The organism is Methylophilus sp. Leaf408 (genome assembly GCF_916856905.1).
GTDB lineage: Bacteria > Pseudomonadota > Gammaproteobacteria > Burkholderiales > Methylophilaceae > Methylophilus.
This window is the reverse complement of record NZ_CAKASK010000001.1, coordinates 126,663-152,965: the sequence shown is the minus strand read 5'-3', so window position 1 is coordinate 152,965 and position 26,303 is coordinate 126,663. Positions and strand designations below refer to the sequence as shown.

The following is a 26,303-nucleotide window of genomic DNA, read 5'->3' as shown; positions in this document are numbered from 1 at the left end:
AAGGAGCAACAACATGAAAGCTAACTCTTACCAACGATTGCGTCAAGTCTCATTGGCTGTATTGATGGCAGCAATGAGCATGCAAGTGGTGGCTGAAGAAGAAGTTTTACCTGAATACACATTTATGGATGCCATTAAAACCGGCAAGAATATGACCAGTTTCAGATTACGTTACGAGCATGTTGACCAAGATGGCCTACAGCCGGCAACCTTTGCCAATGGCTCTGCCAACCCGACCGCAAACCGTGAGCTGGAAAATGCCAGCGCGGTCACTTTGCGCAGCCTGATCGGCTGGCAAACTGCACCTTACAAAAACTGGAGTTTTGCCGCACAAATCACCAATGTCAGCAAACTCAAGGATGATTTTAATGACAGTACCAATACGGTCAGGACCAATGGCGCGTCAAACGAAAGCGACAGGATTAACTATGCCAAAGTGGTAGACCCCGACTATACCGATATCAACCAGTTGTTTGTGGACTGGACGGGTATCAAGAACACCCGTGTCCGTGCAGGCCGTCAGGTGATCAACCTGGATAACGTGCGTTTCATAGGCGACATCGCCTTCCGCCAGAACACACAGGTATTCGATGGCGTGTCTGTGTTCAACAAAACCATCCCGGATACCGAAATCTATCTGGCGCACTTTGACCGCGTCAGGCAAATCTTCACTACGCATCGCAGCGGTGACCTGGAGATTGCCAATGCCCGCTACCGCATCTCGCCTACCGAATTTCTGGTTGGATACGGTTACTTCTCCAACTTCGAGAACCTAGGGCTGGGCAATGCGTGGTTTGGTGCGGGCGCATTAAATAACACGTTCAATAATTTACTGGCAGACCAGTCCAACAAAATCATAGGCTTGCGCCTGGATGGCACGCACCCGTTCACCCCGAACTACCGTGCGCACTACACGGCGGAATACGCCAAACAGACCGATTACAAGGGTGGCGACAACCGCATTGATGCCCATTACTACAAAGTGGGCGGCGGCTTCGGCATAGATAACTTCAACCTGCGCGTGGACCAGGAACTGCTCTCCAGCAACGATGGCCAGTATGCATTCCAGACGCCGTTTGGTACCAACCATTTATTCCAGGGCTGGGTAGACAAATTCCTGGTGACGCCACGCCAGGGCATCAAGGACTCTTTCATTACTGCCACTTATAAATATGGCGACTTTCTGTTTTTTGTCGATTACCACGACATCAGTTCCGATGAGGATTTCTTCACTGTCAATGGCGGTGCGACTGCCAAAGGTAACTGCTATGGCCGCGAGTGGAATGCTGCCGTCACCTGGAATATCGACAAGAACTGGATGACCAAATTTGAATACGGCAAATATACCGAAAATGACCAGTACGCTGCAGGCCCTAATGCCGTGACCAACGGCGCGACCAATCGTGCACGTTTTCAAGATACCGAGAAATTATGGCTGACCGCCATGTACACCTTTTGATTGTCTGAATGTAAGGAAAAAGTGATGACTCCAGCCGGAAAAGTTTTTTTAGTAGGTGCCGGACCCGGTGACCCAGACCTCATTACGCTCAAGGCCATCAAGGCCTTGCAGCAAGCTGAAGTGATACTGGTGGATGACCTGGTCAACCCGAACCTGCTCACGCATTGCCCGCAGGCACGCATCGTGCACGTGGGTAAGCGTGGCGGCTGCAAGTCTACCCCGCAACACTTTATCAACCGCATGATGATTGCGCTGGCCGAACAAGGGCAAACAGTCGTGCGCCTGAAAGGCGGTGACCCGTTTGTGTTTGGCCGTGGCGGTGAAGAAATGCTGGCTATGCGTGCAGCAGGTGTGACCTATGAGATTATCCCCGGCATGACCAGCGGCCTCAGCGCCTGCGCCAGTATGGATGTACCGGCCACGCACCGCGGCTTGAACCATGGTGTGACACTGGTAACCGGCCATACGCAGGATGGCGGACCATTACCCTGGCGTGCACTGGTTGAAAGCAACACCACACTGGTGATTTATATGGGCATGCAACACCTGGCCGACATCAGCCGCGAATTGATCGCTGCCGGCATGTCAACAAATATGCCCTGCATGATTGTAGAAAGCGCCACCCGTGCAGATGAGCGCGCACTGGTCAGCACCATTGAAGCCATGCCTATGCTGAGCCACCAGCACCAGATGAAAAGCCCGGCCATGATAGTCGTCGGTGAAGTGGTGACAATGGCGAATAGTGCCAAGACTCTGGAAATGCTGGGCCAAGTTGAATATTTACAAGCGGTGAATGGCAACTAGAAAAAGACCTCATTCACACGCGTCAAGAATAGAATGTTTTTGAAATAAACGGAGATTTAACATGAAAAAGAGTTTTTGGGATGTAGGCCACAAGCCTACGCTGTTTTCAGCGTTCTTTTATTTTGACCTTAGCTTTATGGTGTGGGTCATGCTGGGACCACTGGCCGTTCAGATCGCCGCCGACTTGCAATTAAACCCGGCACAAAAAGGCCTGATGGTGGCCACACCGGTACTCACAGGCGCATTGTTACGCATCGTCATGGGCGTGCTGGTAGACCAGCTTAAGCCTAAAAAAGCCGGCCTGATTGGCCAGTTGATTGTGCTGGCTGCCTTGTTGATTGCCTGGTTGCATGGCATACATACTTATCAGCAAGCGTTACTGTTAGGCGTGTTTCTTGGCTTTGCCGGTGCCGCTTTTGCCGTCGCCTTGCCCTTGGCTTCACGCTGGTATCCACCTGAACACCAAGGCACCGCTTTAGGCATTGCTGGTGCAGGTAATTCTGGCACGGCATTGGCGGCATTATTCGCGCCTGGCCTGGCCGTGGCGTTTGGCTGGAACAATGTGTTTGGCCTGGCCCTGATCCCTTTATTGCTGGCATTGATTGTATATACGGTGTTTGCCAAAGATGCGCCGGATACGCCAGCACCTAAATCGCTGGCGCAATACCTGTCTGTGCTTAAAGACAAGGACGCATGGTGGTTTATGCTGTTTTACTGCGTGACTTTCGGCGGTTTTGTCGGCATGGCTTCTTCACTGACCATTTACTTCCACGACCAGTACGGCCTGGACCCTGTGCATGCCGGTTACTTTACCGCAGCCTGCGTATTTGCCGGTTCACTGGTGCGCCCTTTCGGCGGCCTGCTGGCTGACCGTATCGGTGGTATCCGTACCTTAAGTACCATGTATACACTGGCGGCTATATTCCTGTTTACCCTGAGTTTCGGCATGAGCACGCAACTGGCTGGCCTGGGTGTAGTCATTCTGGCGATGGCGGCACTTGGTATGGGTAATGGCGCAGTGTTCCAACTGGTGCCGCAACGCTTCCGCAAAGAGATAGGGGTGATGACTGGCCTGGTAGGGATGGCTGGTGGTATCGGCGGTTTCTACCTGGCTTCCAGCCTGGGTTACTCCAAGCAGATCACCGGTAGCTATCAGCTGGGCTTAATTATTTTTGCCGGATTAGCTATCCTGGCACTGGTAGGTTTGACTGGTGTTAAAAACCGCTGGCGTACTACCTGGGGTGCAGCGAGCGTGACGGCGGCTAAGGTATAAACCGGCCAATAGATAGACTAGCCACCGTATAATTCCAAAAACCTTTAAATGGCTGGCTTATGAGTCTCTTTTTTACAGTCGGTGAACATAGCGTAACCGGTCCCAGGCTGCATAACGAAGACTATGTCACCGTGGTCACCCCCGCTGCCTCGCAGTTGGCAATCAAAGGCGCCTTGATGCTGGTTGCCGATGGTGTCAGCGGTGGTGCCGGTGGTGCTGAAGCGTCGGAAATGACCGCCAGGAGTATTTCGGCGGATTATTACGCCACCCCGGAAACCTGGACGGTGCAGCATGCGCTGGACAAGGTCGTGCAGGCGGCCAACCTGTGGGTACTATCGCAAGCGCGCAAGGACAGCAAGATGGCGGGCATGGCAACGACCTTGTCCATGCTGGTATTGCGCGGTCAGCGCTATGTGCTGGCACATGTGGGCGACACGCGTATTTACCGCCTGCGCGAACAATCATTGCAATGCCTGACCACGGATCACGTCTGGGACAGACCGGACATGCGGCATGTGCTTAAACGTGCGGTCGGGCTGGATGACCAGCTAACGGTGGATTATGCCGAAGGCCTGCTGCAACCCGGTGATGTGTATGCCATCCTCAGTGATGGGGTATGGGATGCAGTGGGCGATGCGGAAATTCACCGCGCGTTGATGCTCTACCACTCACCGCAAATGGTGGCTGAATACCTGACTGCACTGGCGATCGAAAAAGGCGGCCAGGATAATGCTTCTGCGGTGATCGTTAATATTGAAAGCGTCGGCCAGGACCATCTGACCGATATGCTGGCCGATGCGCTCAGCCTGCCGTTGCCGCCTAAACTTTCTGTCGGCGACCAGATCGATGGTTTCACCGTGACCAGGGTGATTCACGATTCGCGCCTGAGCATCCTCTACCAGGTGAAAAATCCAGCCGGGCAACTGTTTGTTTTAAAAACCCTGCAACCCTCACGTGCGGACGACAAGGAAAGTTGCGAAGCTTTACTGAATGAAGAGTGGCTAGCCAAGCGCGTCGTCTCGCAATGTGTGCCGCAGATATTGCCGCTGACGCTGGAACAGCGCAGCGCACTTTATTATGTGATGACCTGGCACGAAGGCTCAACCTTGCAGCAACGGCTGGATGCCGGCCACCATTTCACCATGAATGGCGTTGCCAATATCGGCCAGGATTTATTGCGCGGCTTGAGCATGTTGCACCGCCTGAATATTGTGCACCGCGATATCAAACCAGCCAACATTCATATCGGTAGTGACACCCGCCTGCGGATTCTGGATCTGGGTGTTGCACTAAACCCTACCCTGCCGATGCCAGAGCAGATGGAAAACCCGGGCACACCCAGTTTTATGGCACCCGAGTTGTTTGACGGTAAAGTCGCTGACCGGCAGGCAGACATTTATGCCGCTGGCGTGACACTTTATCATTTGCTCACCCGCAAATATCCCTACGGCGAGATAGAGCCTTTCCAGTCACCGCGTTTTGGCGAGCCGATCAAACCCAGCCGCTACCGGCCAGAAATCCCCGCCTGGCTGGAAAACGTGATTCTTAAAGCGATCGCCAGGAAAGCGGAAGATCGTTTTGAAACGGCCGAAGAAATGCTGCTCGCCATGGAGCATGGCGAATTAAAACCGGTAGTGATTCCACGCATGCCACTGATTGCGCGCGCCAGGCTTGTCAAATGGCAGTGGCTGGCTATCTGCTCTTTGCTGGCCAATCTTATCCTGATCTACTTGTTGTTTATTACCTGACCAGATATCCCTTCTCGTAAAGAATTAAAAACATCTCCAAGTTCAGATTGAAACGCTTACCCTATCAAGACCCATTCTGGTGCAAACGCTTTAATTTGCATCATTCCCGTGCGCTCAGCTGGTTTTTCCAGCCATGCCACCTTTACAAAAATATATCCAGACTCTTCACAAACCGGAATTAAACATCAATAAAACAATCACTTAAAAAATTTTCAGATTTTATCAATACTCTATATCCCAGATTGGCATGTCGCTTGCTAATTGCTCAATAGATATTAAATCTCGTTTTATTAACGATTAGTTTTTATGGACAACGGCGTCCATAGCTTGTTTTTCGAACTGCCACCGGTAGTCGATAGATAAGCTATGGACGCCTTTTTTCGTTTTTAGCTTAGTAAACAGCAATGCATGATCAATGAAATAACGTGTCACATGCTTGCATCTGATGGGGAACATTACGATGAATCAACACACCCGCATAGTAGTTGTCGGCAACGGCATGGTGGGACATTACTTTATGCAGGAGCTGGTCAAGCGTCACCCTGACCTGGCGGCCGCCAACCTGCAAGTGACAGTATTGGGCGAAGAACCACGCCCGGCTTATGACCGTGTGCATCTTTCCAGCTTTTTCTCCGGCAGCACAGCTAAAGACCTCTCCCTGGTCGAGCCTGGTTTTTATGACCGCCTTGGCCTGGAATTGCGACTGAATGCGCGTGTGAGCCATATTGATAGACATCAGCATGTCGTCACCCTGACTGACAACACAACGCTGCCATACGACAAACTGGTACTGGCCACCGGCTCGGTACCGTTCGTGCCATCGGTGGCCGGGCGTGACCGCGAAAACTGCTTTGTGTACCGCACCATTGAAGACCTGGAAGCGATGACCGCAGCAGGTAAAACCTCCAAGAGCGGGGTTGTGGTCGGCGGTGGCCTGCTGGGCCTGGAATGCGCCAAGGCATTGCGTGACATGGGCCTGGATACCCACGTGGTCGAATTCGCCCCGCGCCTGATGGCCGTGCAAGTGGACGAAGCCGGTGGCCGTGTGCTGCGCAGCAAGATTGAGGAGCTTGGTGTGCATGTACATACCAGCCGCAATACCACCGCGATTGTCGATGGCGCGACTGCACGCCACCGCATGGTGTTCTTTGATGAGACCTGGCTGGAAACCGACATGATCGTGTTCTCTGCCGGTATCCGTCCGCGTGATGAACTGGCACGTGAATCCGGCCTGGCGATAGGCGCACGTGGCGGTATCGCGATTGACGATTTCTCACGCTCCAGCGACCACGACATTTACGCGATCGGCGAATGTGCCAGCTGGAACGATGAGATGTTTGGCCTGGTAGCGCCTGGCTACGATATGGCCCGCACGGCCTGCGCGCACCTGGCTGGCGAAACCGCATCAACTTTCAAGGGTGCGGATATGAGCACCAAGCTCAAGCTGATGGGCGTCGATGTCGCCAGTGTCGGCGATGCGCACGGCAAGACCCATGGCTGCCGTAGCTACCAGTACACAGATGAAGTACGCAACATCTACAAAAAAATCGTCGTCAGCGAAGATGGCAAGAAACTGCTAGGCGCAGTGCTGATCGGCAATGCCGATGAATACGGCACCTTGCAGCAAATGACCGTCAACGACATGGCCTTGCCGGAAAATCCTGAATTCCTGATCCTGCCTGCCAGTGATGGTAAGGAAAAACCTGGCCTGGGTGTGGATGCATTGCCAGACACGGCAGTGCTATGTTCTTGCAACAACGTCAACAAAGGCGAGATTGGCGAAGCGGTGGCTGCCGGCAATTGCAGCATAGGCGCCATCAAATCCTGCACCAAGGCGGGTACTGCCTGCGGTGGCTGCGTACCTTTAGTGACGCAAGTGATGAAAGCGCAAATGGTCAAGCTGGGCATGACCGTCAACAACCACCTGTGCGAACACTTTCCTTACTCGCGCCAGGAGCTTTACCACCTGGTGCGCGTAGAGCAGATCAGGACCTTTGACGAACTGTTGCACAAGCATGGTAAAGGCCTGGGCTGCGATATCTGCAAGCCGACTGCCGCCAGTGTACTGGCTTCAGTCTGGAATGATTTTATCCTGAAGAAAGACCTGGCTTCTCTGCAGGACTCCAACGACTACTTCCTCGGCAATATCCAGAAAGATGGTAGTTATTCCGTGGTACCACGCATGCCGGGTGGCGAAGTCACACCGGATGGCCTGATCGCCATCGGCCAGATCGCCAAGAAATACAAGCTGTATACCAAAGTGACTGGTGGTGCACGAGTGGATATGTTCGGTGCCCGCGTCGAGCAATTACCTAATATCTGGGAAGAGCTGATCGCTGCCGGTTTTGAATCCGGCCATGCCTACGGCAAATCATTGCGTACCGTGAAAAGCTGCGTCGGCTCCACCTGGTGCCGCTATGGCGTGGACGACAGTGTCGGGCTGGCGGTACAGCTGGAGAACCGCTACAAAGGTTTGCGCGCCCCGCACAAGATCAAGTTTGGGGTTTCCGGTTGCACACGTGAATGCGCCGAAGCTCAAGGCAAAGATGTGGGTCTGATCGCGACCGAAAGCGGCTGGAACCTGTACGTATGCGGTAACGGCGGTATGAAACCGCGCCACGCCGAACTGATCGCCAGCGACCTCAGCAAAGAAGACGCGATCCGCATGATAGACCGCTTCCTGATGTTCTACATCCGCACTGCTGACCGCTTGCAACGCACCAGTACCTGGCGTGACAACCTGGAAGGTGGCCTCGACTACCTGAAAGACGTGGTCATCAACGATAGCCTTGGCCTGGGCGCAGAGCTGGAAGCGCAGATGCAGCATGTGGTGGATAACTACCAGGATGAGTGGAAAACCGCCGTCAATGATCCTGAAGTGCGTAAACGTTTCCGCAGCTTCGTCAACAGCGTGGCTGGCGACAACAACATCGTCTTCGTCAAGGAACGCGACCAGATGCGCCCGGCAACAGTAGAAGAAAAGAAGCAGGCAAAGGTCATCCCTATCCTGGCAACGACCGAGTAATAAGTGGAGTAAAACGATGAGTCAATTTCAACAAGCAGCCGTATCAGACAGTACAGCCAATCAGGCGGCGATTTCCACTGCCGCTTCAGGCACCTGGCATGCAGTGTGCGCACTGGATGATATCTGGCCCAACACCGGCGTATGCGCCCTGGTAGAGGGTCGCCAGGTGGCGATTTTCCGCTTGCAGGACGACCTGCTGTACGCCATCGACAACTACGATCCGCATAGTGATGCCAACGTCATTTCGCGTGGCATCGTCGGTGACCTGGGTGGCGAACGTGTCGTCGCGTCCCCCATTTACAAGCACCATTACCAGTTGAGTACCGGCATCTGCGTGGAAGATACGGATATCCGCCTGCAAACCTACCCGGTGGAACTGCGCGATGGCGCAGTCTGGGTACAGGTATAGGCTGACTGGATAGCATCGGGACCAGCAACAATGGTGAAGCAGGTTAAATCAGTTTGCCCGTATTGTGGCGTGGGTTGTGGCATTGTCATGGACGTGGAGGATGACGCGGCCACCAAGACCCGGCACGTGATCAAGGTCTACGGTGACAAGCAGCATCCGACCAACTATGGCCGCCTGTGTACCAAAGGCAGCACCTGCATACAAGCCATTGCTGAATCCGGACGGCTGGAATATGCCTATGTGCGCCCTGAGCGCGGGCAGGAATCCGTGCGTACCGGCATGGACGAAGCCATCAAGGAAACCGCGCGCCGCTTGCGTGGCATTCTCGACGAGCATGGCCCGGACGCCATTGCCTTGTATGTTTCCGGCCAGATGTCGATTGAATCCCAGTACCTGGCCAACAAGCTGGTCAAAGGCTATCTCGGTAGCAACAACATTGAATCTAATTCCCGCCTGTGTATGGCCAGTGCCGGCAGCGGTTATAAACTGTCGTTAGGCGCAGATGGTCCACCGGGTTCTTACCAGGACTTTGACCAGACCGACCTGTTTTTTGTGACCGGCGCCAACATGGCCGATTGCCACCCTATCCTGTTCCTGCGCATGATGGACAGGGTCAAGGCTGGTGCCAAACTGATTGTGGTTGATCCGCGCCGCAACACCACTGCCGATAAAGCCAACCTGTTTATGCAGATCAAGCCGGGAACCGACCTCGCCTTGCTGAATGGCCTGCTGCACCTGCTGGTGAAAAACGGCCATACAGATGCCGAGTTCATCGCCGAATTTACCGAAGGCTGGGAAGTGATGCCGGCCTTTCTGGAAGATTACTCGCCGGAAAAAGTGGCCGAGATCACCGGCCTGAATATTGCGGATATCCTCCAGGCGGCTGAATGGATAGGCACCAGCAAAAACTGGATGAGTTGCTGGACCATGGGCCTGAACCAAAGTACGCATGGCACCTGGAATACCAATGCGATTTGTAACCTGCACTTGGCTACCGGCGCGATTTGCCGTCCGGGTAGCGGCCCTTTTTCACTGACCGGGCAACCGAATGCCATGGGCGGACGTGAAATGGGCTATATGGGCCCGGGCTTACCCGGTCAGCGTTCTGTGCTGGTCGAACAGGACAGACAGTTTATCGAACAACTCTGGAACGTGCCGGAAGGCACCCTGCATACCCGTCTCGGCGGCGGCACGGTTGCCATGTTCGAGCAGATGATCGCAGGCAAAATCAAAGCCTGCTGGGTGATCTGCACCAACCCGGTCGCCAGCATGGCTAACCGCAAGAATGTGATTGCAGGCCTGGAAAAAGCCGAGCTGGTGATCGCCCAGGATGCCTTCCTCGACACCGAAACCAACCGCTATGCCGATATTCTGCTGCCAGGCGCCTTGTGGGCCGAAGCAGAAGGCGTGATGATCAACTCCGAACGCAATATGACGCTGATGCAACAGGCAGTCAATGCACCTGGCGAAGCCATGGCTGACTGGCAGATCATCGCCAAAGTCGCTTGCGAGATGGGTTTTAGCGATGGATTCAGTTACAACAGTGGTGCCGAAGTATTTGAAGAAATTACGCGCACGACCAATCTCAACACCGGCTATGACATACGTGGCGTCAGCCATGGAAAGTTACGCGAAACATCGCTGCAATGGCCGTGTTCACCGGATAGCCGGAATGACAGAAACCCGATTCGCTACCTTAACGATGGCATCAACCAGGTTTTAAAAATACGTGAAGATGGCAGCCGGCCACGTATTGCATTTGCCACAGCGAGTGGTAAAGGCGTGTTCTTTGCCCGCCCGCATATGGACCCTGCCGAACTGCCCGACAACAGCTTCCCGTTTGTGCTGAATACCGGTCGCTTGCAGCACCAGTGGCACACCATGACTAAGACTGGCAAGATCGCCACCCTCAACAAACTCAATCCGGGGCCGTTTGTAGAGCTAAATCCTGAAGAAGCCGCCGCCTTAGGGATTAAAGACAAAGACCAGGTTGAAATCCGCTCACGCCGAGGCCGTGCGGTGTTACCCGCCGTGGTGACCGACCGCGTACGCCCTGGCAACTGCTTCGCCCCCTTCCACTGGAATGATGTGTATGGCGACGACCTGACTATCAATGCCGTGACCAGCGATGCGATTGACCCTATCTCGCAACAACCCGAATTCAAATTTTGCGCCGTGACCATGACACGCGTTGCCAGCGCACCTGCCCCGCTTAGTCAGGACGCAGAAGAGCCCGCCCTGATCGCCACCGGTGAGGCAAGCAAGAATAACAAGGAACTCGACATGAGAGATATTGATGCTTTGGCCAGGTTACTTGGCCTGGATACCGCACCCGAAATTGTCCTCGAAGCGCAGGAACAGCTTTATCTGCAAGGTTTTATTAGTGGTTTACGCAGCGAAGAATCACGCAAAATGGGTGGTGTGCCCATGCTGCCGGAAAGCGCACCACTGGCCCCGGCCAAACACCTGCTGGTCAATGGCATGCTGGCAGGATTATTTGCGCGTAGCTGGTTACCGCATGGCGACCAGTTTCCCAGCGGCTTGCCGGATTTTTCGGCCAACCCGGCAACGGCTGCCGCTACAGTGGCTATTCTATGGGCATCACAAACCGGCAATGCCGAAGGCTTTGCCGAGAAATGTGCCGAACGTATCAGATCAGGCGGTCTGCAAACGTCAGTCAAGGCGATGGATAGTATCAACATGGCAGACCTGGCTAAATACGCACAAGTCTTGCTGCTGACCAGTACCTTTGGTGACGGTGACCCGCCGGACAATGCCAGCCAGTTCTGGAGTGGCCTGCAGGCAGAGAATGCACCATCACTTGAAAATACCCGTTTTGCCGTGCTGGCCTTTGGCGACTCCAGCTATGCCCAGTTCTGCGGCTTTGGCCGCAAACTGGATGCCAGACTGGAAGCGCTAGGCGCGCAACGCCTGCTTGACCGCGTTGACTGCGAACCGGATTTTGAGGAACCAGCCAATGCCTGGCTAGAGAAAACAGTGGCGGCTTTGGCGGCTGTGTCTGCCCCCATCAACCAACCGGTGCTGGCAATGGCGGATTTAATCGATGAAGCAGGCAGCGATATTGCAGCATACCCGGCAGTGCCCGCATACACACGTCAACATCCGCTAAAAACCAGGCTGATCATCAACCAGCGCCTGAACGCGGAAGGTGCTGAAAAAGAAATCCGCCAGTTTGGCTTTGATTTGAACAATAGCGGGTTCAAATATGAAGCTGGCGATGCGCTGGGTGTGTGGCCAACAAACAACCCGGAGCTGGTAAGTGAAATATTGCGCGCATTAAAGCTTTCCGCTTCGACCATGGTCACCGTCAAAGAGCATGGTGAGCTTGCACTAGGCGATGCTTTGCTACATCACTACGAAATCGCACGGATTACCCCGGACTTGGTGAAATTTGTGCAGGAACATAGCGCCAGCCCAGCCCTGGCATTATTGATGGAAGATGACGAACGCCTCAAAGACTGGCTATGGGGAAAACAAATCATCGATCTTTTACTGGCCTTCCCGTTTAAAGTCGAAGCTAGCAAATGGCTGGCCGTATTAAAGCGTTTGCAGCCACGTTTGTACTCCATTTCGTCCAGCCCTAAAGTTTTTCCGGACCAGGTGCATTTAACGGTATCCACAGTACGTTACGGAAAAGACCTGGCACGTGGTGGCGTATGCTCTACGTTTATGGCAGACCGCGCACAAGAGGCAGAAGTCTCTATTTTCTTGCAACGCTCTGCACACTTTCGCCCACCAAAAAACCCTGATGCGCCGCTAATCATGGTGGGCCCTGGCACTGGCATTGCCCCATTCATCGCCTTTTTACAGGAACGCCAGGCAATCGCCGCCAAAGGTAAAAACTGGTTGTTTTTTGGCGAACAGCATGCCGCCACTGATTTTTACTATAAAGAAGAGCTGGATTCTCTACAAAAAACAGGTGTGCTGCACAAGCTGGATACTGCTTTCTCACGCGACCAGAAAGAAAAGATCTATGTGCAACATCGCATGCAGGAGCAAGGTGCAGAGTTGTGGCAATGGCTGCAACAGGGCGCACACTTCTGCGTGTGTGGTGATGCCAGCCGCATGGCGAAAGATGTGGATGCCACCTTGAAAACCATTATCAAGACGCATGGCAACATGACCGCAGAACAGGCGGCTGATTACGTTTCAACCATGGCCCGAGAAAAACGGTATGTGCGTGATGTGTACTAATTCATATGCTTATATTTTATCAGCCACAAACTTCAATACAGCACTATTAATGCAGTAACGCTTGCCAGTCGGGGGCGGACCATCGTCAAACACATGGCCTAAATGAATACCGGAACTGGCGCTGAGTACCTCTGTGCGGCGCAAGCCCTGGCTTGAATCTTCTTTCATTACCAGCGCACCTGGCAATGGGTCAAAAAAGCTGGGCCAGCCGGTTTTGCTGTTAAATTTCTTATCGCTCCTGAACAGTCGCTCGCCGGAAACCGGGTCCACATAGCCCGACGCATGATTATCAAGCAGCGAACCGCTAAACGGCATTTCGGTACCTTTTTCAAACGCGATTTTCCTTTGCTCAGCGCTTAAGGTCTGCACCCCAAGCCAGCGCCAGAAGCGCTGTTTATTACCGTCATAGCCGGTGTAGCGCGACGCTTCTTTACCATCTTCAAACAAGACAATAGTAGGCGTTGCCCATAAAGAATCTTTCAGTGCCCAGCCAGCCGGCGCTTGGGTAGAGTAGGTTTTAGCGATAGCGAGTTCAGACTTCCACTGACTCATGATGTCCTTCTCGAACACTTTGCAGAAATGGCAGGTTTCAGACTCGAAAACCACCAATTGCCTGTTCGCAAGTTTCTTGCCATCCAGTGGTGCTGTCGCGACTGGCGTCACTTGCGTGGTCCCAGGAAACGCAACGCCAGTACCACCTAACCCACAATAACCGTTGGGATTTTTCTTCAGATATTGCTGGTGAAAACCTTCAGCCGCGTAAAACGTTTTCAGCGGCATGATTTCAGTGGTGATCTTCCCCAACCCGGCCTTGGTCAGGGCTTGCTGGTAGACTTCCCTGGTTTGCAGAGCGGCTTGCTGCTGGCTATCAGAACTATAAAAAATAGCACTGCGATAATTTGAACCAACATCATTGCCCTGCCGGTTACCCTGGGTTGGGTTATGGTTTTGCCAGAACGCAGCTAACACTTTCTCCAGCGTACCTGCATTTTTATCGTAGATCACTTTGACAACCTCAGCGTGGGTTTCTGTTTTGTTTGCGTGCCCCTCTCTGGATACGGTTTCATAAGTCGGCGACTTGGTATTGCCGCCCGCGTAACCCACTTCAGTGCGGATAACCCCGGGAGTTTCTGCTATCCGCTTTTCTGCACCCCAAAAGCAACCCATGCCTAAAACAATAGTGTCAGATGCCGTCGCGTTTTCTGCACTTGCAGACATGGCAACACATGCAAGCAAACAAAGCGCTGCTGCCTGAATTCTTTTGATTAACATCGTCATCACTCCTTATGACTTAACGTATCTTCGAACATGTCGAGAAAAAAGCTGTTTCCGTCGTATGCAGTTTTTTGATGCAATTTTCACTTGTTAGTACGCTGCTACGGTCTGATTGGTTACAGAGGTGATGAAAATGACTAACTATTTCTCGCAAGTTTCGGCCGGCTTAAGTGCACAAGTGCTTTGTGAATGTCCACAAAAGAAAAAAGGAAGGCTTCAAGCCTTCCCTATTCAATACAACCCTGTTTATTTCTGTTTAATCCATTTAAAAATCAGCCGTCACAGAGAGCAACACAGTTCTTGGTGCCCCCACTGATAACCCTTGACGCGCAGCGGAAAGCCAGTAGTTTTTGTCAAACAGGTTTTCAATCGACCCTCTTAAGGTTACAGGCACTTTGCCGGTAGTAAACGCATATCGGGCACCCAAATCATAGCGATTCCACGCCGGAATTTTTTGCGTATTTTCAGGATCCAGATACTGCTCGCCTGTGTGCAACATTCTCGCAGTAAGTGTCAGGCCATGCAGCATAGGCGTGTCCCATTCAGCGGCCAGATTGAATTGCTGTCTAGGTACCGCTGGTGCTGTATTTCCATCGGTTGTACCACCATCTGTTTTAACAAGTTTTCCTTCAGTCAGCGCCAGACCACCCAATAACCGTACATGCTCGACCACTTCTCCTTGCGTTAAGAACTCAATCCCGCGATTGCGCTGTTTCCCATTCACTTCTAACAGCAAAGTGGCCGGATCAGTAATCTCGCTTGCGCGCTCAATCTCAAACACACTCACAGTAGTGGCAAACCGGCCAAAATCATATTTAACTCCGGCTTCGCGCTGCTTGGAAACCGTAGGTGCAAATGCCTGGCCGCCATTTGATGCTGTAGGCGGGGCGACAGGTCCCTGATTCAATGCTTCAATGTAGTGGGCATACACAGACAACTTTTCGGTTGGACGAATGACCACGGCTACGGTAGGAGTCAGCTTAGACTCATCATAGTGTTGATCAAGTCGACGGTTGCCAGCTACGTCAAAGCTATCGACAATGACTTCTTGATGACGCACGCCAAGTGTGAGTTGTACTGCGTTATCCAGAATAGACATGGTATCGGCCAAAGCAATACTGCGAAGCCTGGTCTCCACCGCTTTCGGGACATTGCCTATTAATGAAATACTTGGTTTAGCTACGTCTTGCGGTGAGTAGATATTTGAAAATGTTGCTCCTATTCGATCTGATTGGAATCCAGACTCCATAAAATAATTAGTAACACTTAACACCGGCTGGTGATTCAAGGCGCCTGTAACAAACTTTCCTCTAACTCCCATCTCACCGGTCAGGGTTTTGACATATTGTTGTGTGCGTGCGGGACGTGAGGCAATATCTCCTTGTTGATTGGTTAACAACCAGCTGGTTTGCAAACTACTGAAGTCATACTCAGAACCACCGAATGCACCATAAACCATCCAGTTTGTTGTCAGGTCAAATTCCGCACGTGTTGTGCCTGAAATCTGGTTACTGTCCCAATAAGTCCATTTTGGGAAAAAGTTGCTCTTAGCGTCTGGCGCTGAACCTATTCTTACCCCAGTATCTGCAAACAGCAGACCGCTACGCGCATAAGTCAGGCGATTTTGATAATTGATGTCACCTTCCAGACGGAACCGTTCGCCTTGAAAATCGAGACCGATGGCAATGGCATCCAGCCGTTCTTTGGAATGGTCCACTGGCGTATCACCAGAACTTTTAATCGCATTCACACGCACGCCAAATTGTTGATCTGCGCCAAAACGTCTTGCCACATCCGCATGGGCCGCCAGCTGGCTATCGTCAATATAAGATAAGGTCATACGATTAAGCGGTTGATAGCCGGCACGTTTAGGGACCAGATTGATTGCACCACCTACTGAGCCGCCGGGCGCGATTCCGTTTAACAGCGCATTCGGGCCCCTTAGCACTTCAACACGTTCGATACCTATCATCGAACTGGAGTCACGCGGCGAAATACCGTACAAGCCATTAAACATGGCATCGTAATTGAATAGGGTAAAGCCACGAATATTGAATTCGTCACGGCCTGAGCCACGTGAATAGGTATTGCGGATGGAAGGGTCGTTCACCAGCACATCGCCAAGATTCTGCGCCTGCTGGTCTTCGATTAATTTAGAAGTATATTGTGTGGCGCTGAAAGGCGTATCCATCAAATCCTTATTGCCCAGCAAACCTACTTTACCACCGCGTGCAACCTGGCCCCCGGGATATTCAGCGGTGATATCTTTAATCGCTTTATCCTTGATTTGCACCTCAGGCAGCGTCTCAGTTTTATTTTCGACCTGTTTAACGACTGAATACCCGGCCGAGGTTTTCTGGGTGGTTAAGCCGGTGCCTTTTAAAAGCAACTCCAAAGCCTGCTGAACACTGTAATTACCTTTCACAGCAGGCGCTTTCAGTGTGCTGGCCAAATCTGATGGGAAGGCAATATTTTCACCACTTTGCTTGCCCAGCGACAGGATAGCCTGATCTAGTGATTGCGCGGCAATATCTATATTGGCAGTGGCTGCATGCACATGCAGGCTGATTGAAAGTAATGCGGCGATAGATAACTGTTTCAACTTAGTACGACGGCTAAGCTGAAAATGAGTACGTGCTGTCATGGTTTCCCTTAAAAATATTTGCGACTACATTTGCCGCTATACCCTTAAGGCGATTAACGTCGATGAAACTAGCACGTCATGAATGCATTTTTTGAATATTTATTTCGCCATTATTCGAACGAGTCACTTTTACCGGGAACATGGTATCCATGCTATCCAGCAATTGCTCAACCTTGCTGACGTCATAAATACCGGTGATCAACATGTTTTCTACTCGGGGGTCCAATTGGATAGGCGCTTTTCTATAGCGCTGGATACTGGCTATCGCGTCTTTTAATGGCGTTTTGTTAAACAGGATTTTCCCGCTATGCCAGGCCGTTACCGCATCCATCTCTGCCAGATATGGTATACCAGCCTTCCCGGCAGACACTACAATCGATTGACCGGCAATCAACCTGGTCTGCTGGTCACCAGTGTGTAACTCCACTTTACCTTCCAAAACAGTGGTAACAAATGATTGTTTCCATTTCGAGATATTAAATACCGTACCGATATCCACCACTTTGGAGGTATCCACCGCAACCGTGAATGGCCGCCACTCATGCTTGACCGTAAAGGAAGCTTCCCCTTTATCCAGCGTCAATTCGCGGGAATGCAACCTGAATCTGGTCAGCAATGTCGTGTTGGAATTTAAATGCACACGACTGCCATCAGCCAACGTGTATTCTGCATTCTCGGCGTATCGAGTGGAATAAGTATCCGTTGAAATGGTTGGATTGACCGTCCACACCCCCAAAGCACAGAAAACCAGCGCTGCGGTATATTGCACCGTTTTAAGGACTTTTTTGCGGTTATCTCTATCCCGGTTCACCTCAGAAAATAATTCTTCTTTCGATGGAAACTTATCTCTAGCCGCTTTGATATAAGGCAACAAATCCGAAATAGTAGACTCGGTGTCTGGAGGCTGATGCGGCTGCGGTTGTTTGGAAGTATTCATCTGGTTAGAAGTGGGAGTGGGTTGACAGCTTATTTATTCTAAATGGATAGCTGTTTCCTGGCTATGGTGATATTTACCAGCGCCTTATTGAAATGCCGTGACACCATATTGGCGGATATTCCCATTTCGACCGCAATTTCATGCTGCGAAATTTCGTACAGCTGATGTAATAAAAACACTTGCCGTTGCTTTTTCGGCAACGCATCAATCATTTGCCGGATCTGCTCAATTTTTTGCGCAAAGTCCAATGCCGCGGCGCCATCATAAAAATGGCTATCGCCTTCAGCTGGCAAATTTGCAATGTAGTTCGCACCTACCTTTTCATGCCGGGTGCGGTCCAGCGCCCTGTTCATGCTTATTGTTCTCAGGTAGCTCAATGGCGTCCTGATCTCGGCAGTTGGGGGATTCTCCATGAGTTGGATGCAGACATCGTGCACGACGTCTTCGGCAAAATGGCGGCTGCCAAAGTGATGATTAACGTGATTGACTAACTCACCGTAATGCAAGACCAGTGATGACAGCAGCCTACTTTTTGTGAGATCAATCTGCAAAGAGATACTTCTGTGAACGAAGAGTTGAAAGACAATCAATTATATTGATAATGATTCTCATTGGCAACCTGACTTGCTGCAATCCAACAAACTTTAACTTGATGCTGCACTCATCAATATGCGCTGCAATCCTCGAATGCATGCTAACCATTGGCTGGCTAAAAGACAGCAAAACACCCAGCAGCCACTTCCAGGGAGTGACTGGCTGAGGCTGCTGGTGAAGGTGAATGAAAACTTAGCCTTGCGGATAAATCACTTCAGCAGTCCAGGTATCTTTGGGCTGGGAATACAACTTCCAGAATTCCTCGCCAATATCAGTGGCTTCTTTGGAATCCGGATTAACGAATGTGGCTACCGTCACACTGGCGATATGGATGCCCTGCTCTTTTAAGGATTCGAACAATGCCAGCGCCTGGGCGCGTATCCCCGCTTTCCCGATACTGATCGAAAGGTAGTCAGGATGCGGCGACAGCGCAAAACCACCGCCGGTTAATAATACTGTGCCTGAACCATGCTTGATCATGCCTGGTGCAGCCGCTTGGGTAGCGGCCAGCGAGCCGCCAATATTCACGGCCAGGTCGCTATTAAAGCTTTCGACAGGTTGTGTAGCAATCGTCGCCTGGCGTATAAATGCTGCGTTGTAATGCAGCACGTCAATCGCCCCCTGTTGCTTTTCGACTGCGCTCACCAGCGCTGTTATGCTGGCAGGATTACCGGCATCCACCGTTTTCGCTTCCGCTGAATAGCCTTTGGCCTTGAGTTTCTCCACCAAGGCACTGGTTTTTTCTGCGGTACGCGCACTTAACACTACATGGAATCCCTCTTTGGCAAAACGTTCAGCCGTTGCGAAACCAATGCCAGGGCCGCTACCAATACTTAAGAATGTTTTCATCATTGCTCCAGTCAGTTATAAATTGTAGGTTTAATTCAAAGCATCATTCCAGTGATAAAGAAACAAATCACCGATTGATGGCTTTCATGCATGCATTTCTTATCGACATCACAGGTTGGTATTAGCTCAACCAATCCGTCTTTTCACCTTTGAAATAAGTGATGACAGACATTGTGGTTTATTCACCAAAAGTGATAAATAGCTTATTATTAAAAATATTATTTACCTATAGTGTTCAATATGGATAGAGTTGAAAGCATGGAAGTGTTTACCAGGGTAGTAGAGCTTGGGAGCTTTACTGCGGCAGCGACTGAATGCCGTCTCTCGCCCTCCATGATCAGCAAGCACATCAATGCATTGGAAAAGCGGCTTGGCTCTACTTTGTTAAAGAGAACCACCCGTACATTGAAGCTTACCGAAATCGGAAGTAATTATTACGAGAACTGCAAAGAGATTCTTAAGCAAATCAATGAAGCTGAAGCCGGCGCAGAAATAATGCGCGGTAAGCCGAGAGGCCAACTCAGGGTAAGCGCGCCTATCTGGTTTGGATCAATTACATTGACACCCTTGATCGCCGATTTCCTGCTTGAATACCCGGACGTATCGATAGAGCTGATATTAGCGGACCGGTTTGTGGATATTATTGATGAAGGCTTTGATGTAGCGATCAGGATAGGTCAACTGGATGATTCAAGCTATGTGGCGAGAAAACTTACCGAGTTTGAAGTGGCTACCTGCGCCTCACCTGCTTACCTGGAAAGATATGGCACACCACAGCACCCGGATGATTTAAAAAAATTTCAGTGCCTGAATTTCACCAACTGGAAACATGATGGCGGGTGGAAGCTGCTGAGCAAACATCTGGATAGCACCCTGCAGGCAAATTCGCGCTTTGATGCGAACCATGCCCAGTCACTGCGCATCGCCGCGATCAAGGGCCTGGGTTTGATTCTTTCTCCCAGGCTTTTGCTCGATCAGGATATCAAAAGCGGTGCCCTGGTAGAGGTGCTTCAGGACTTCAAGCCGTCACCGAGACCGGTAAACGCTATTTATCCGAAAGAACGCCAGACGACGCCTAAGCTGGCATCTTTTGTCGATTACCTGATCGCACACCTGGCATAAGCTCAAACTGCAAAAATCTTAAACCGTGGTATCAGCGGCGGGACTTAGGACTTTGAGCACCGATTGCAGCACCCCGGGAAACTTCTGCTCTATTTCTTTCACCCTCAGTGCATTCAAATGCTCGGTCCCTTCAATCAGGGTTTCAACTAATCCGGCTGCACGCAGGATTTTAAAGTGATGTGACATGCTGGATTTCGGACGATTCAGGTCAAACTCGCCGCAGGTCATCTTGCGGCCAGCACTTGCCAGTCGCCCGACAATCTCCAGGCGTGTCGGGTCCGACAGCGCATACATAATGTCCGTCAGTTCAACTTGATCCAGACTTGGATGTTTGATTTGTCGCATGACTAAAATTTATCACAGTACTTGATATTATTCTATTGTTCGATTATATTCGAACAATAGAATTTCATCTAAGCATTTTTAAGCAGGCAATATGAAAAAAGAAAAATCCTCCCAGGGCATTCCCCTCGCCCTCTATGCATTGATGGCGGGCGCGTTTGGTATAGGCACTACCGAATTCGTCATTATGGGATTGTTGCCGGAAGTCAGCCGGGACCTGATGGTCAGCATTCCAATGGCAGGATTATTAATTACCGGTTATGCCCTTGGTGTTGCTGTGGGCGCCCCGATTATGTCGATATTAATGACTAAATTTTCACGCAAGAATTCGCTGCTGTGGCTGATGGGAATATTTACCTTGGGCAATTTGATTTGTGCAATCGCTCCTGACTACACCACGCTCATGGTAGCCAGGGTAGTCACCTCATTTGCACATGGTACTTTCTTTGGCATAGGCGCCATCGTAGCCACCGACCTCGTCCCAAAAGAAAAACGCGCGTTTGCGCTGGCACTGATGTTTACCGGACTGACGGTGGCAAATGTGGTTGGCGTACCGGCAGGTACCTGGTTAGGCCAGATGCTGGGCTGGCGATCAACGTTCTGGGCGGTGACCATGATCGGTCCTATAGCTTTGGCAGCGCTGTATTACCTGCTGCCTAAAGATCATCATGCTGAAAAAGTGAATGTGAAATCAGAGATAACTACCCTGCTGCAACCGCAGGTCATTGCGGGACTGTTGCTGACTATTATTGCTGATACTGGGCTGTTTGCCGTGCTGACTTACCTGGCCCCGATACTTACCGATGTAGCCCTTTTTTCATCCACCGCTATTTCACCAGTGTTTCTGTTATTCGGCGTTGGCATGGTGATCGGCAATATCCTGGGTGCCAAGCTTGCCGATATTCATCTTGATAAAACACTGATAGGCGCATTGATCTTCATCATCGCCATTTTGGCTTCGTTTTCATTATTCGCGCACAATCAGATTGCGGTAATCACCCTGGTCGGTCTGCTGGGTGTTGCCGGTTTTGCTGCGGTTCCTTCGTTACAAATCAAGATCCTGGAAAAAGCCAGCGGCGCGCCAACATTGGCTTCTGCCATGAATATAGGGGCATTCAATATCGGTAATGCCGCCGGTGCATGGGTAGGCGGACTGGTGATTTCACACGGCCTGGGGCTGACCTCAATTGGCTGGATTGCTGCCAGCATCGTATTCGTTGGGCTGGTATTGGCAGTGATCGAAATGCAATTAGTCTCAGGCAAAACATATTCAACACCAGCATAAACATCATTTAAAAACTTAAGTAAAAGGACCCCTATGGCTGACTTATTTTCAAGCTACCAGTTAAAAGACGTAACTCTCAGAAACCGCATTGCCATCCCGCCGATGTGTCAGTACATGGCTGAAGATGGTGTAGTGAATGACTGGCACCTTGCCCATTACACCAGCCTGGCACGTGGTGGTAGTGGCCTGGTGATTGTAGAAGCTACCGGCGTCGCGCCGGAAGGCCGCATCACGCCGGGATGTTTAGGCATCTGGAATGATGCCCAGGCAGAAAAACTGCGCGAGATCGCGGCAGCTATCAAGGCGGCTGGCGCAGTGCCCGGCATCCAGATCGCGCATGCCGGCCGCAAAGCCAGCGCCAACAAACCGTGGGAAGGCGACGACCATATTCCTGAAAACGACCCGCGCGCATGGCAAACCATAGGTGCTTCGCCGATTGCCTTTGGCGGCGACCTGCCACGCGTGCCTAAAGAAATGACCATCGCTGACATTACCCGAGTAAAGAATGACTTTGCTGCTGCTGCCAAACGCGCGCTGGATGCAGGATTTGAATGGCTGGAAATCCATTTTGCTCATGGCTACCTGGGTCAAAGCTTTACTTCAGCACACTCTAACCAGCGCACGGATATTTACGGCGGCAGTTTTGAAAACCGTTCACGCTTTACTATTGAAACACTGGAAGCCATTCGTGAAGTCTGGCCGGAAAACCTGCCACTCACCGCACGATTTGGTGTGATTGAATATGATGGTAAAGATGAAGAAACCCTGAGCGAATCCATTCAAATGGTCAAAGCCTGGAAACAGCGCGGACTGGATATGCTGAGTGTCAGTGTCGGCTTCACCATTCCGAAAACGAATATTCCCTGGGGACCGGCATTCCTGGCACCGGTTGCGCAGCGCGTACGCAATGAAGCGGGTATTCCGGTGTCATCCGCCTGGGGTTTTGGTGCGCCCACATTGGCAGATAATGCGATTCGCAATGAAGAACTGGACTTAGCCATGATAGGCCGCGCGCATCTGGAAAACCCGCATTGGCCTTATTTTGCGGCAAAAGCATTGAATCAGGAAAACGCAGCCTGGGTATTGCCTGCACCATATGCGCACTGGCTGGCTCGTTACAGAAGCCCGACAGAGGCCTGATACGCACCTCTTCGCTCTTGTTCAATAAACCTGCCATTCGGCAGGTTTATTTTTCCGGGTATCAAGCACATTTAGATTTCTCAACCTGCAAGGCTGATCATGGCCTATGCATTTCTCACAATCATGGCTCTGTAGCTACCTTGCCGTCTCAAATAACATTCGTTCTGTCATTTAGTATCAATCATCAGGCATTTAGAGGAGAGATTTCATGAAAGCAGTCGTTTTTGGCGGTAGAGGTTTAATCGGTAGCAAGGTAGTTGAAGTATTGAACACACAAGGTCACGAGGCGGTCATTGCTTCACGTAATCTGGGTGTAGATGCATACACAGGCCAGGGCCTGGATGCGGTGCTGCAAAATGCAGATATCATTATCGACACCATGGATTCGCCAAGTTTTGAGGACAATATTGCGCGGGAGTTTTTTGAGAAAGCTACCAGCAATATTATTGCCGCAGCCAAAGACCAAGCCATTAAACACTACATTGCGCTATCAGTCGTTGGTACGCAGAACCTGCAAATTTCAGGTTATTTCCAGGGAAAACTACAACAGGAAAACCTGATCAAGGCTTCCGGCATTCCTTACACCATCGGACGTGCGACGCAATTTTTCGAGTTTGCCAGATTTATTGCGCAAGCTGCGACTGAAGATGACATCGTGCGTTTGCCCTCGGCAAAAATGCAGCCGATTGCTGCAATTGATGTGGCTCAGGCAATTGCAGGCATCGCGACCGGCACGCCCTACAACGCTATTGTCGATATCGCCGGCCCGGAACAGATTGCCATGAGCGAGTTTGCCCGCAGAACACTTGCTGCTGAACAGGATGGCCGTGATGTCGTAACAGATGAAAGCGCCCTTTATGTACAGACTTTCCCAGTCAATGACGGCACCCTTACCCCAAGCCTGCACCCTGTTTTAATTGGCAGCCTAACCTTTAACCAGTGGTTGAGCAATCCTGGCAGAGCTTATAAATAAGACACCCTTATTGATTGAAAGGATACTCATCATGAAATTGATTCAAACAATACTGATTTCCATCGCGTTATTCACCACGACTGCTGCAATTGCGCATGAGGGCAGTCATGATCACCCGGAGCTGACCATGATCATGAATAAAGACCTGAGCAATATTCCCGGCAAAGAAGTGATTATGCTTACCGTGAATTACAAACCAGGCGAGATCGAAACGCCGCACAAACATGAAGCCCAAGCTTTTGTATATGTGCTGGAAGGTGAAATCGTGATGGCAGTCAAAGGGGGCAAAGAGCTCACCCTGGGCGCGGGCCAAGCTTCTATGAAGGCCCTGAAGATATTCACACTGTGGGCCGTAACGCCAGCAAAACAAAACCTGCAAAATTCCTGGTATTACTGTTGAAAGACAAAAACAAAGCACCTGTTTTGCCAATCGACTAAACCTTAGCCAGATACTGGATGATGGTTTAAACATCCAGTATCCATGCACATTATTACGTGTCGGAGGATAGATATGAGAGTCATGCACGTAGACGCCAGACCGAAAATAACAGGTTCCAGTTCCAAGATGCTGTCAGCTTATCTTATTGCACAGCTCAAGCAAAAATTTGCCGGTTTGGAAGTCGATTATATGGATACTTCGGTACAACACCGCCCAACATTTCCCACGATTTTATTGAAGCGATATATACACCAGACATATAACGCAACCTGGAGATGAAAAAGGTGTTGTTGTATTTCTATTCAATGATGAAACTATTCTTCAGCTTGATCGCCATTTCTTCGGCGACTTTCTTGTTAGGCACATTGCTGAACCCGATCAGCAGACCGTTGTATTTGGGATCGATGGTCCATTTTGAAATAGGATAAATACCATAGCCCAGCTTGTTAAAGCTGCTACAGACTTCAGTATCAGAATACTGATGATCTAGAGACGCTACGAAGTGCATGCCGTTTTTGTGCGAGCTGATCTGTATTTTGTCCTCAAACACATCCATCAGCGCCTTGCTGGCCAGTTCGCGCCTGTGTGCATACAAGTCACGCATCTTTTTCAGGTGGCGCGAAAAATGCCCTTCGGTAATGAAATCATTCACTACCATTTGCGAAGTAATGGTAAAGCCGCGTTGATAGATAGCGGCCTTCTCGTTGCAGATATCCACCAGTCCAGACGGAACGACGATATAACCAATCTTCAATGCAGGAAAAATGGTTTTACTGAAACTGCCGGCATAAATCACCCTGTCGTATTGATCCAGGCTTTTTAATGAAGGCAGCGGATAGCCGGAATAGCGGAATTCCCCATCATAGTCATCCTCAATGATCCATGAATCATTAGCACTTGCCCATTGCAGCAGCTCAATCCTCCGCGCAGCCGAAAGTGGCAATCCCAGCGGGCTATGGTGTGAAGGCGTCACAATGGCCAATTTGGCATCTGGACATTTGTCGACTCCAGCAGACACGATCAGGCCCTGTTCATCAATCGGCACGCGGATGATATTGGCACCAAGGTCCTTGAGCAGCATGGCTGCCAGCAAAAATCCCGGATCTTCCATCCAGATATTCTCACCGTAAAACTTGAAGACCTTACTCAAAAAATCCAGGGCGCCCTGGTAACCATTGGTGATGAAAACCTGTTCCGGCTCGCACACCACACCGCGCGCGAGCCGCAAGTAGGCTGCGATGGATTGCCTTAATGGCTCATACCCTTGAGGCTCTTTGAGACGCATCTCTTCCGCTGACATTGCACGGACCCGGTTACCACTTAATCTTGACCATATTTTTCTGGGGAAAGCATCAAATGCCGGACAACCAGGTAAATAAATGGGAGAAACAGATTTTGCCAGTTCGATATCAGCTGTTTGTGAGACAGGTTGTTTGGCAACAGGTGGTACAACAGTCCTCAGTTTTTTAGCAGCCGGCTTGCGCAACAAAGTGGAGACATAAGTGCCGGATTGACCTTTGGAGATAAAAACCCCCTCTCCCAGCAGCATGGCATAAGCACTTTCAACCGTGCCTCTGGCGACATTCAGTTCGCTCGCCAATGTCCTGGTAGAAGGAATCCGGTCGCCATCATTCAGCAAGTTACTTTCAATGGCCGCTTTAAACCTATGGTATATCTGCAAATGGATAGGCTGCGTTTCCGAGCTATCAAGCTTGATGAATGTTCGTGGAGAGGAATCCATCTGTTAGCGGCATGGTTATTTATAATTAA

General features: G+C 50.9%; 19 protein-coding genes. 12 read left to right on the top strand and 7 right to left on the bottom strand.

The window, feature by feature from the left end; translation table 11 throughout:
• The first annotated feature begins 13 nt into the window (after positions 1-13).
• The 7 genes from LPA26_RS00685 (at position 14) to LPA26_RS00655 (ending at position 12,933) form a co-directional block, all read left to right on the top strand.
• Positions 14-1,459, top strand: coding sequence for an alginate export family protein (locus LPA26_RS00685; protein WP_229006940.1), 1,446 nt, complete (start codon positions 14-16; stop codon positions 1,457-1,459).
• 24 nt (positions 1,460-1,483) lie between these two features.
• On the top strand, positions 1,484-2,263 hold the full coding sequence (gene cobA / locus LPA26_RS00680) for a uroporphyrinogen-III C-methyltransferase (RefSeq protein ID WP_229006939.1): 780 nt from the start codon (positions 1,484-1,486) through the stop codon (positions 2,261-2,263).
• Between the two features lie 61 nt (positions 2,264-2,324).
• On the top strand, positions 2,325-3,536 hold the full coding sequence (locus LPA26_RS00675) for a NarK/NasA family nitrate transporter (protein ID WP_229006938.1): 1,212 nt from the start codon (positions 2,325-2,327) through the stop codon (positions 3,534-3,536).
• 59 nt (positions 3,537-3,595) lie between these two features.
• A complete protein-coding gene (locus LPA26_RS00670; RefSeq protein WP_229006937.1) occupies positions 3,596-5,284 on the top strand; it encodes a bifunctional protein-serine/threonine kinase/phosphatase in 1,689 nt (562 codons plus the stop codon).
• A gap of 460 nt (positions 5,285-5,744) precedes the next feature.
• Positions 5,745-8,309: a nitrite reductase large subunit NirB gene (nirB, locus tag LPA26_RS00665; RefSeq protein ID WP_229006936.1), complete on the top strand. Its 2,565-nt coding sequence runs from the start codon at positions 5,745-5,747 to the stop codon at positions 8,307-8,309.
• 16 nt (positions 8,310-8,325) lie between these two features.
• Complete coding sequence (gene nirD / locus LPA26_RS00660) at positions 8,326-8,718, top strand: nitrite reductase small subunit NirD (RefSeq protein WP_229006935.1); 393 nt, start codon at positions 8,326-8,328, stop codon at positions 8,716-8,718.
• Between the two features lie 30 nt (positions 8,719-8,748).
• On the top strand, positions 8,749-12,933 hold the full coding sequence (locus tag LPA26_RS00655; protein WP_229006934.1) for a bifunctional nitrate reductase/sulfite reductase flavoprotein subunit alpha: 4,185 nt from the start codon (positions 8,749-8,751) through the stop codon (positions 12,931-12,933).
• A gap of 9 nt (positions 12,934-12,942) precedes the next feature.
• Here the strand turns inward: LPA26_RS00655 and msrA are convergent, their stop codons facing one another.
• The 5 genes from msrA to LPA26_RS00630 all read right to left on the bottom strand — a co-directional run bounded on the left by msrA (position 12,943) and on the right by LPA26_RS00630 (position 19,232).
• Positions 12,943-14,205, bottom strand: a complete 1,263-nt coding sequence (msrA, locus tag LPA26_RS00650; protein ID WP_229006933.1) for a peptide-methionine (S)-S-oxide reductase MsrA — start codon at positions 14,203-14,205, stop codon at positions 12,943-12,945.
• A gap of 268 nt (positions 14,206-14,473) precedes the next feature.
• The gene (locus LPA26_RS00645; RefSeq protein ID WP_229006932.1) at positions 14,474-16,852 is read right to left on the bottom strand and encodes a TonB-dependent receptor; all 2,379 of its coding nucleotides are present in this window, start codon (positions 16,850-16,852) and stop codon (positions 14,474-14,476) included.
• A gap of 76 nt (positions 16,853-16,928) precedes the next feature.
• Positions 16,929-17,789: a FecR family protein gene (locus LPA26_RS00640; protein ID WP_229006931.1), complete on the bottom strand. Its 861-nt coding sequence runs from the start codon at positions 17,787-17,789 to the stop codon at positions 16,929-16,931.
• A gap of 38 nt (positions 17,790-17,827) precedes the next feature.
• Positions 17,828-18,340, bottom strand: coding sequence for an RNA polymerase sigma factor (locus LPA26_RS00635; protein ID WP_229006930.1), 513 nt, complete (start codon positions 18,338-18,340; stop codon positions 17,828-17,830).
• Between the two features lie 235 nt (positions 18,341-18,575).
• Positions 18,576-19,232 carry an SDR family oxidoreductase gene (locus tag LPA26_RS00630; protein ID WP_229006929.1) on the bottom strand — a complete coding sequence of 219 codons (657 nt, stop codon included), beginning with the start codon at positions 19,230-19,232 and terminating at the stop codon, positions 18,576-18,578.
• A 240-nt stretch (positions 19,233-19,472) separates the two neighbouring features.
• Between LPA26_RS00630 and LPA26_RS00625 the strand changes: the two genes are divergently transcribed.
• On the top strand, positions 19,473-20,354 hold the full coding sequence (locus tag LPA26_RS00625; protein ID WP_229006928.1) for a LysR family transcriptional regulator: 882 nt from the start codon (positions 19,473-19,475) through the stop codon (positions 20,352-20,354).
• 18 nt (positions 20,355-20,372) lie between these two features.
• On the opposite strand, the gene LPA26_RS00620 is transcribed toward LPA26_RS00625, so the two are convergent.
• Positions 20,373-20,699, bottom strand: coding sequence for a helix-turn-helix transcriptional regulator (locus LPA26_RS00620; RefSeq protein ID WP_229006927.1), 327 nt, complete (start codon positions 20,697-20,699; stop codon positions 20,373-20,375).
• Between the two features lie 91 nt (positions 20,700-20,790).
• Here LPA26_RS00620 and LPA26_RS00615 point away from each other — a divergent pair, with 91 nt between their 5' ends.
• The 4 genes from LPA26_RS00615 (at position 20,791) to LPA26_RS00600 (ending at position 24,494) form a co-directional block, all read left to right on the top strand.
• A complete protein-coding gene (locus tag LPA26_RS00615; RefSeq protein WP_229006926.1) occupies positions 20,791-21,981 on the top strand; it encodes an MFS transporter in 1,191 nt (396 codons plus the stop codon).
• A 33-nt stretch (positions 21,982-22,014) separates the two neighbouring features.
• Complete coding sequence (locus LPA26_RS00610) at positions 22,015-23,121, top strand: NADH:flavin oxidoreductase/NADH oxidase (RefSeq protein WP_229006925.1); 1,107 nt, start codon at positions 22,015-22,017, stop codon at positions 23,119-23,121.
• Between the two features lie 208 nt (positions 23,122-23,329).
• A complete protein-coding gene (locus LPA26_RS00605; RefSeq protein ID WP_229006924.1) occupies positions 23,330-24,094 on the top strand; it encodes an SDR family oxidoreductase in 765 nt (254 codons plus the stop codon).
• Between the two features lie 31 nt (positions 24,095-24,125).
• The gene (locus LPA26_RS00600; RefSeq protein ID WP_229006923.1) at positions 24,126-24,494 is read left to right on the top strand and encodes a cupin domain-containing protein; all 369 of its coding nucleotides are present in this window, start codon (positions 24,126-24,128) and stop codon (positions 24,492-24,494) included.
• A gap of 337 nt (positions 24,495-24,831) precedes the next feature.
• Here LPA26_RS00600 and LPA26_RS00595 read toward each other — a convergent pair whose 3' ends face one another.
• A complete protein-coding gene (locus LPA26_RS00595; protein WP_229006922.1) occupies positions 24,832-26,274 on the bottom strand; it encodes a PLP-dependent aminotransferase family protein in 1,443 nt (480 codons plus the stop codon).
• Positions 26,275-26,303 lie beyond the last annotated feature (29 nt).

Bases quoted from the DNA above. Each gene is read 5' to 3' on its own strand.
- nirB (WP_229006936.1), top strand. From the start codon at position 5,745: ATGAATCAACACACCCGCATAGTAGTTGTCGGCAACGGCATGGTGGGA.
- LPA26_RS00670 (WP_229006937.1), top strand. From the start codon at position 3,596: ATGAGTCTCTTTTTTACAGTCGGTGAACATAGCGTAACCGGTCCCAGG.
- msrA (WP_229006933.1), bottom strand. From the start codon at position 14,205: ATGTTAATCAAAAGAATTCAGGCAGCAGCGCTTTGTTTGCTTGCATGT.
- LPA26_RS00625 (WP_229006928.1), top strand. From the start codon at position 19,473: ATGGATAGAGTTGAAAGCATGGAAGTGTTTACCAGGGTAGTAGAGCTT.
- nirD (WP_229006935.1), top strand. From the start codon at position 8,326: ATGAGTCAATTTCAACAAGCAGCCGTATCAGACAGTACAGCCAATCAG.
- LPA26_RS00685 (WP_229006940.1), top strand. From the start codon at position 14: ATGAAAGCTAACTCTTACCAACGATTGCGTCAAGTCTCATTGGCTGTA.
- cobA (WP_229006939.1), top strand. From the start codon at position 1,484: ATGACTCCAGCCGGAAAAGTTTTTTTAGTAGGTGCCGGACCCGGTGAC.
- LPA26_RS00645 (WP_229006932.1), bottom strand. From the start codon at position 16,852: ATGACAGCACGTACTCATTTTCAGCTTAGCCGTCGTACTAAGTTGAAA.
- LPA26_RS00595 (WP_229006922.1), bottom strand. From the start codon at position 26,274: ATGGATTCCTCTCCACGAACATTCATCAAGCTTGATAGCTCGGAAACG.
- LPA26_RS00630 (WP_229006929.1), bottom strand. From the start codon at position 19,232: ATGAAAACATTCTTAAGTATTGGTAGCGGCCCTGGCATTGGTTTCGCA.
- LPA26_RS00675 (WP_229006938.1), top strand. From the start codon at position 2,325: ATGAAAAAGAGTTTTTGGGATGTAGGCCACAAGCCTACGCTGTTTTCA.
- LPA26_RS00615 (WP_229006926.1), top strand. From the start codon at position 20,791: ATGAAAAAAGAAAAATCCTCCCAGGGCATTCCCCTCGCCCTCTATGCA.
- LPA26_RS00655 (WP_229006934.1), top strand. From the start codon at position 8,749: ATGGTGAAGCAGGTTAAATCAGTTTGCCCGTATTGTGGCGTGGGTTGT.
- LPA26_RS00610 (WP_229006925.1), top strand. From the start codon at position 22,015: ATGGCTGACTTATTTTCAAGCTACCAGTTAAAAGACGTAACTCTCAGA.
- LPA26_RS00605 (WP_229006924.1), top strand. From the start codon at position 23,330: ATGAAAGCAGTCGTTTTTGGCGGTAGAGGTTTAATCGGTAGCAAGGTA.
- LPA26_RS00620 (WP_229006927.1), bottom strand. From the start codon at position 20,699: ATGCGACAAATCAAACATCCAAGTCTGGATCAAGTTGAACTGACGGAC.
- LPA26_RS00640 (WP_229006931.1), bottom strand. From the start codon at position 17,789: ATGAATACTTCCAAACAACCGCAGCCGCATCAGCCTCCAGACACCGAG.
- LPA26_RS00600 (WP_229006923.1), top strand. From the start codon at position 24,126: ATGAAATTGATTCAAACAATACTGATTTCCATCGCGTTATTCACCACG.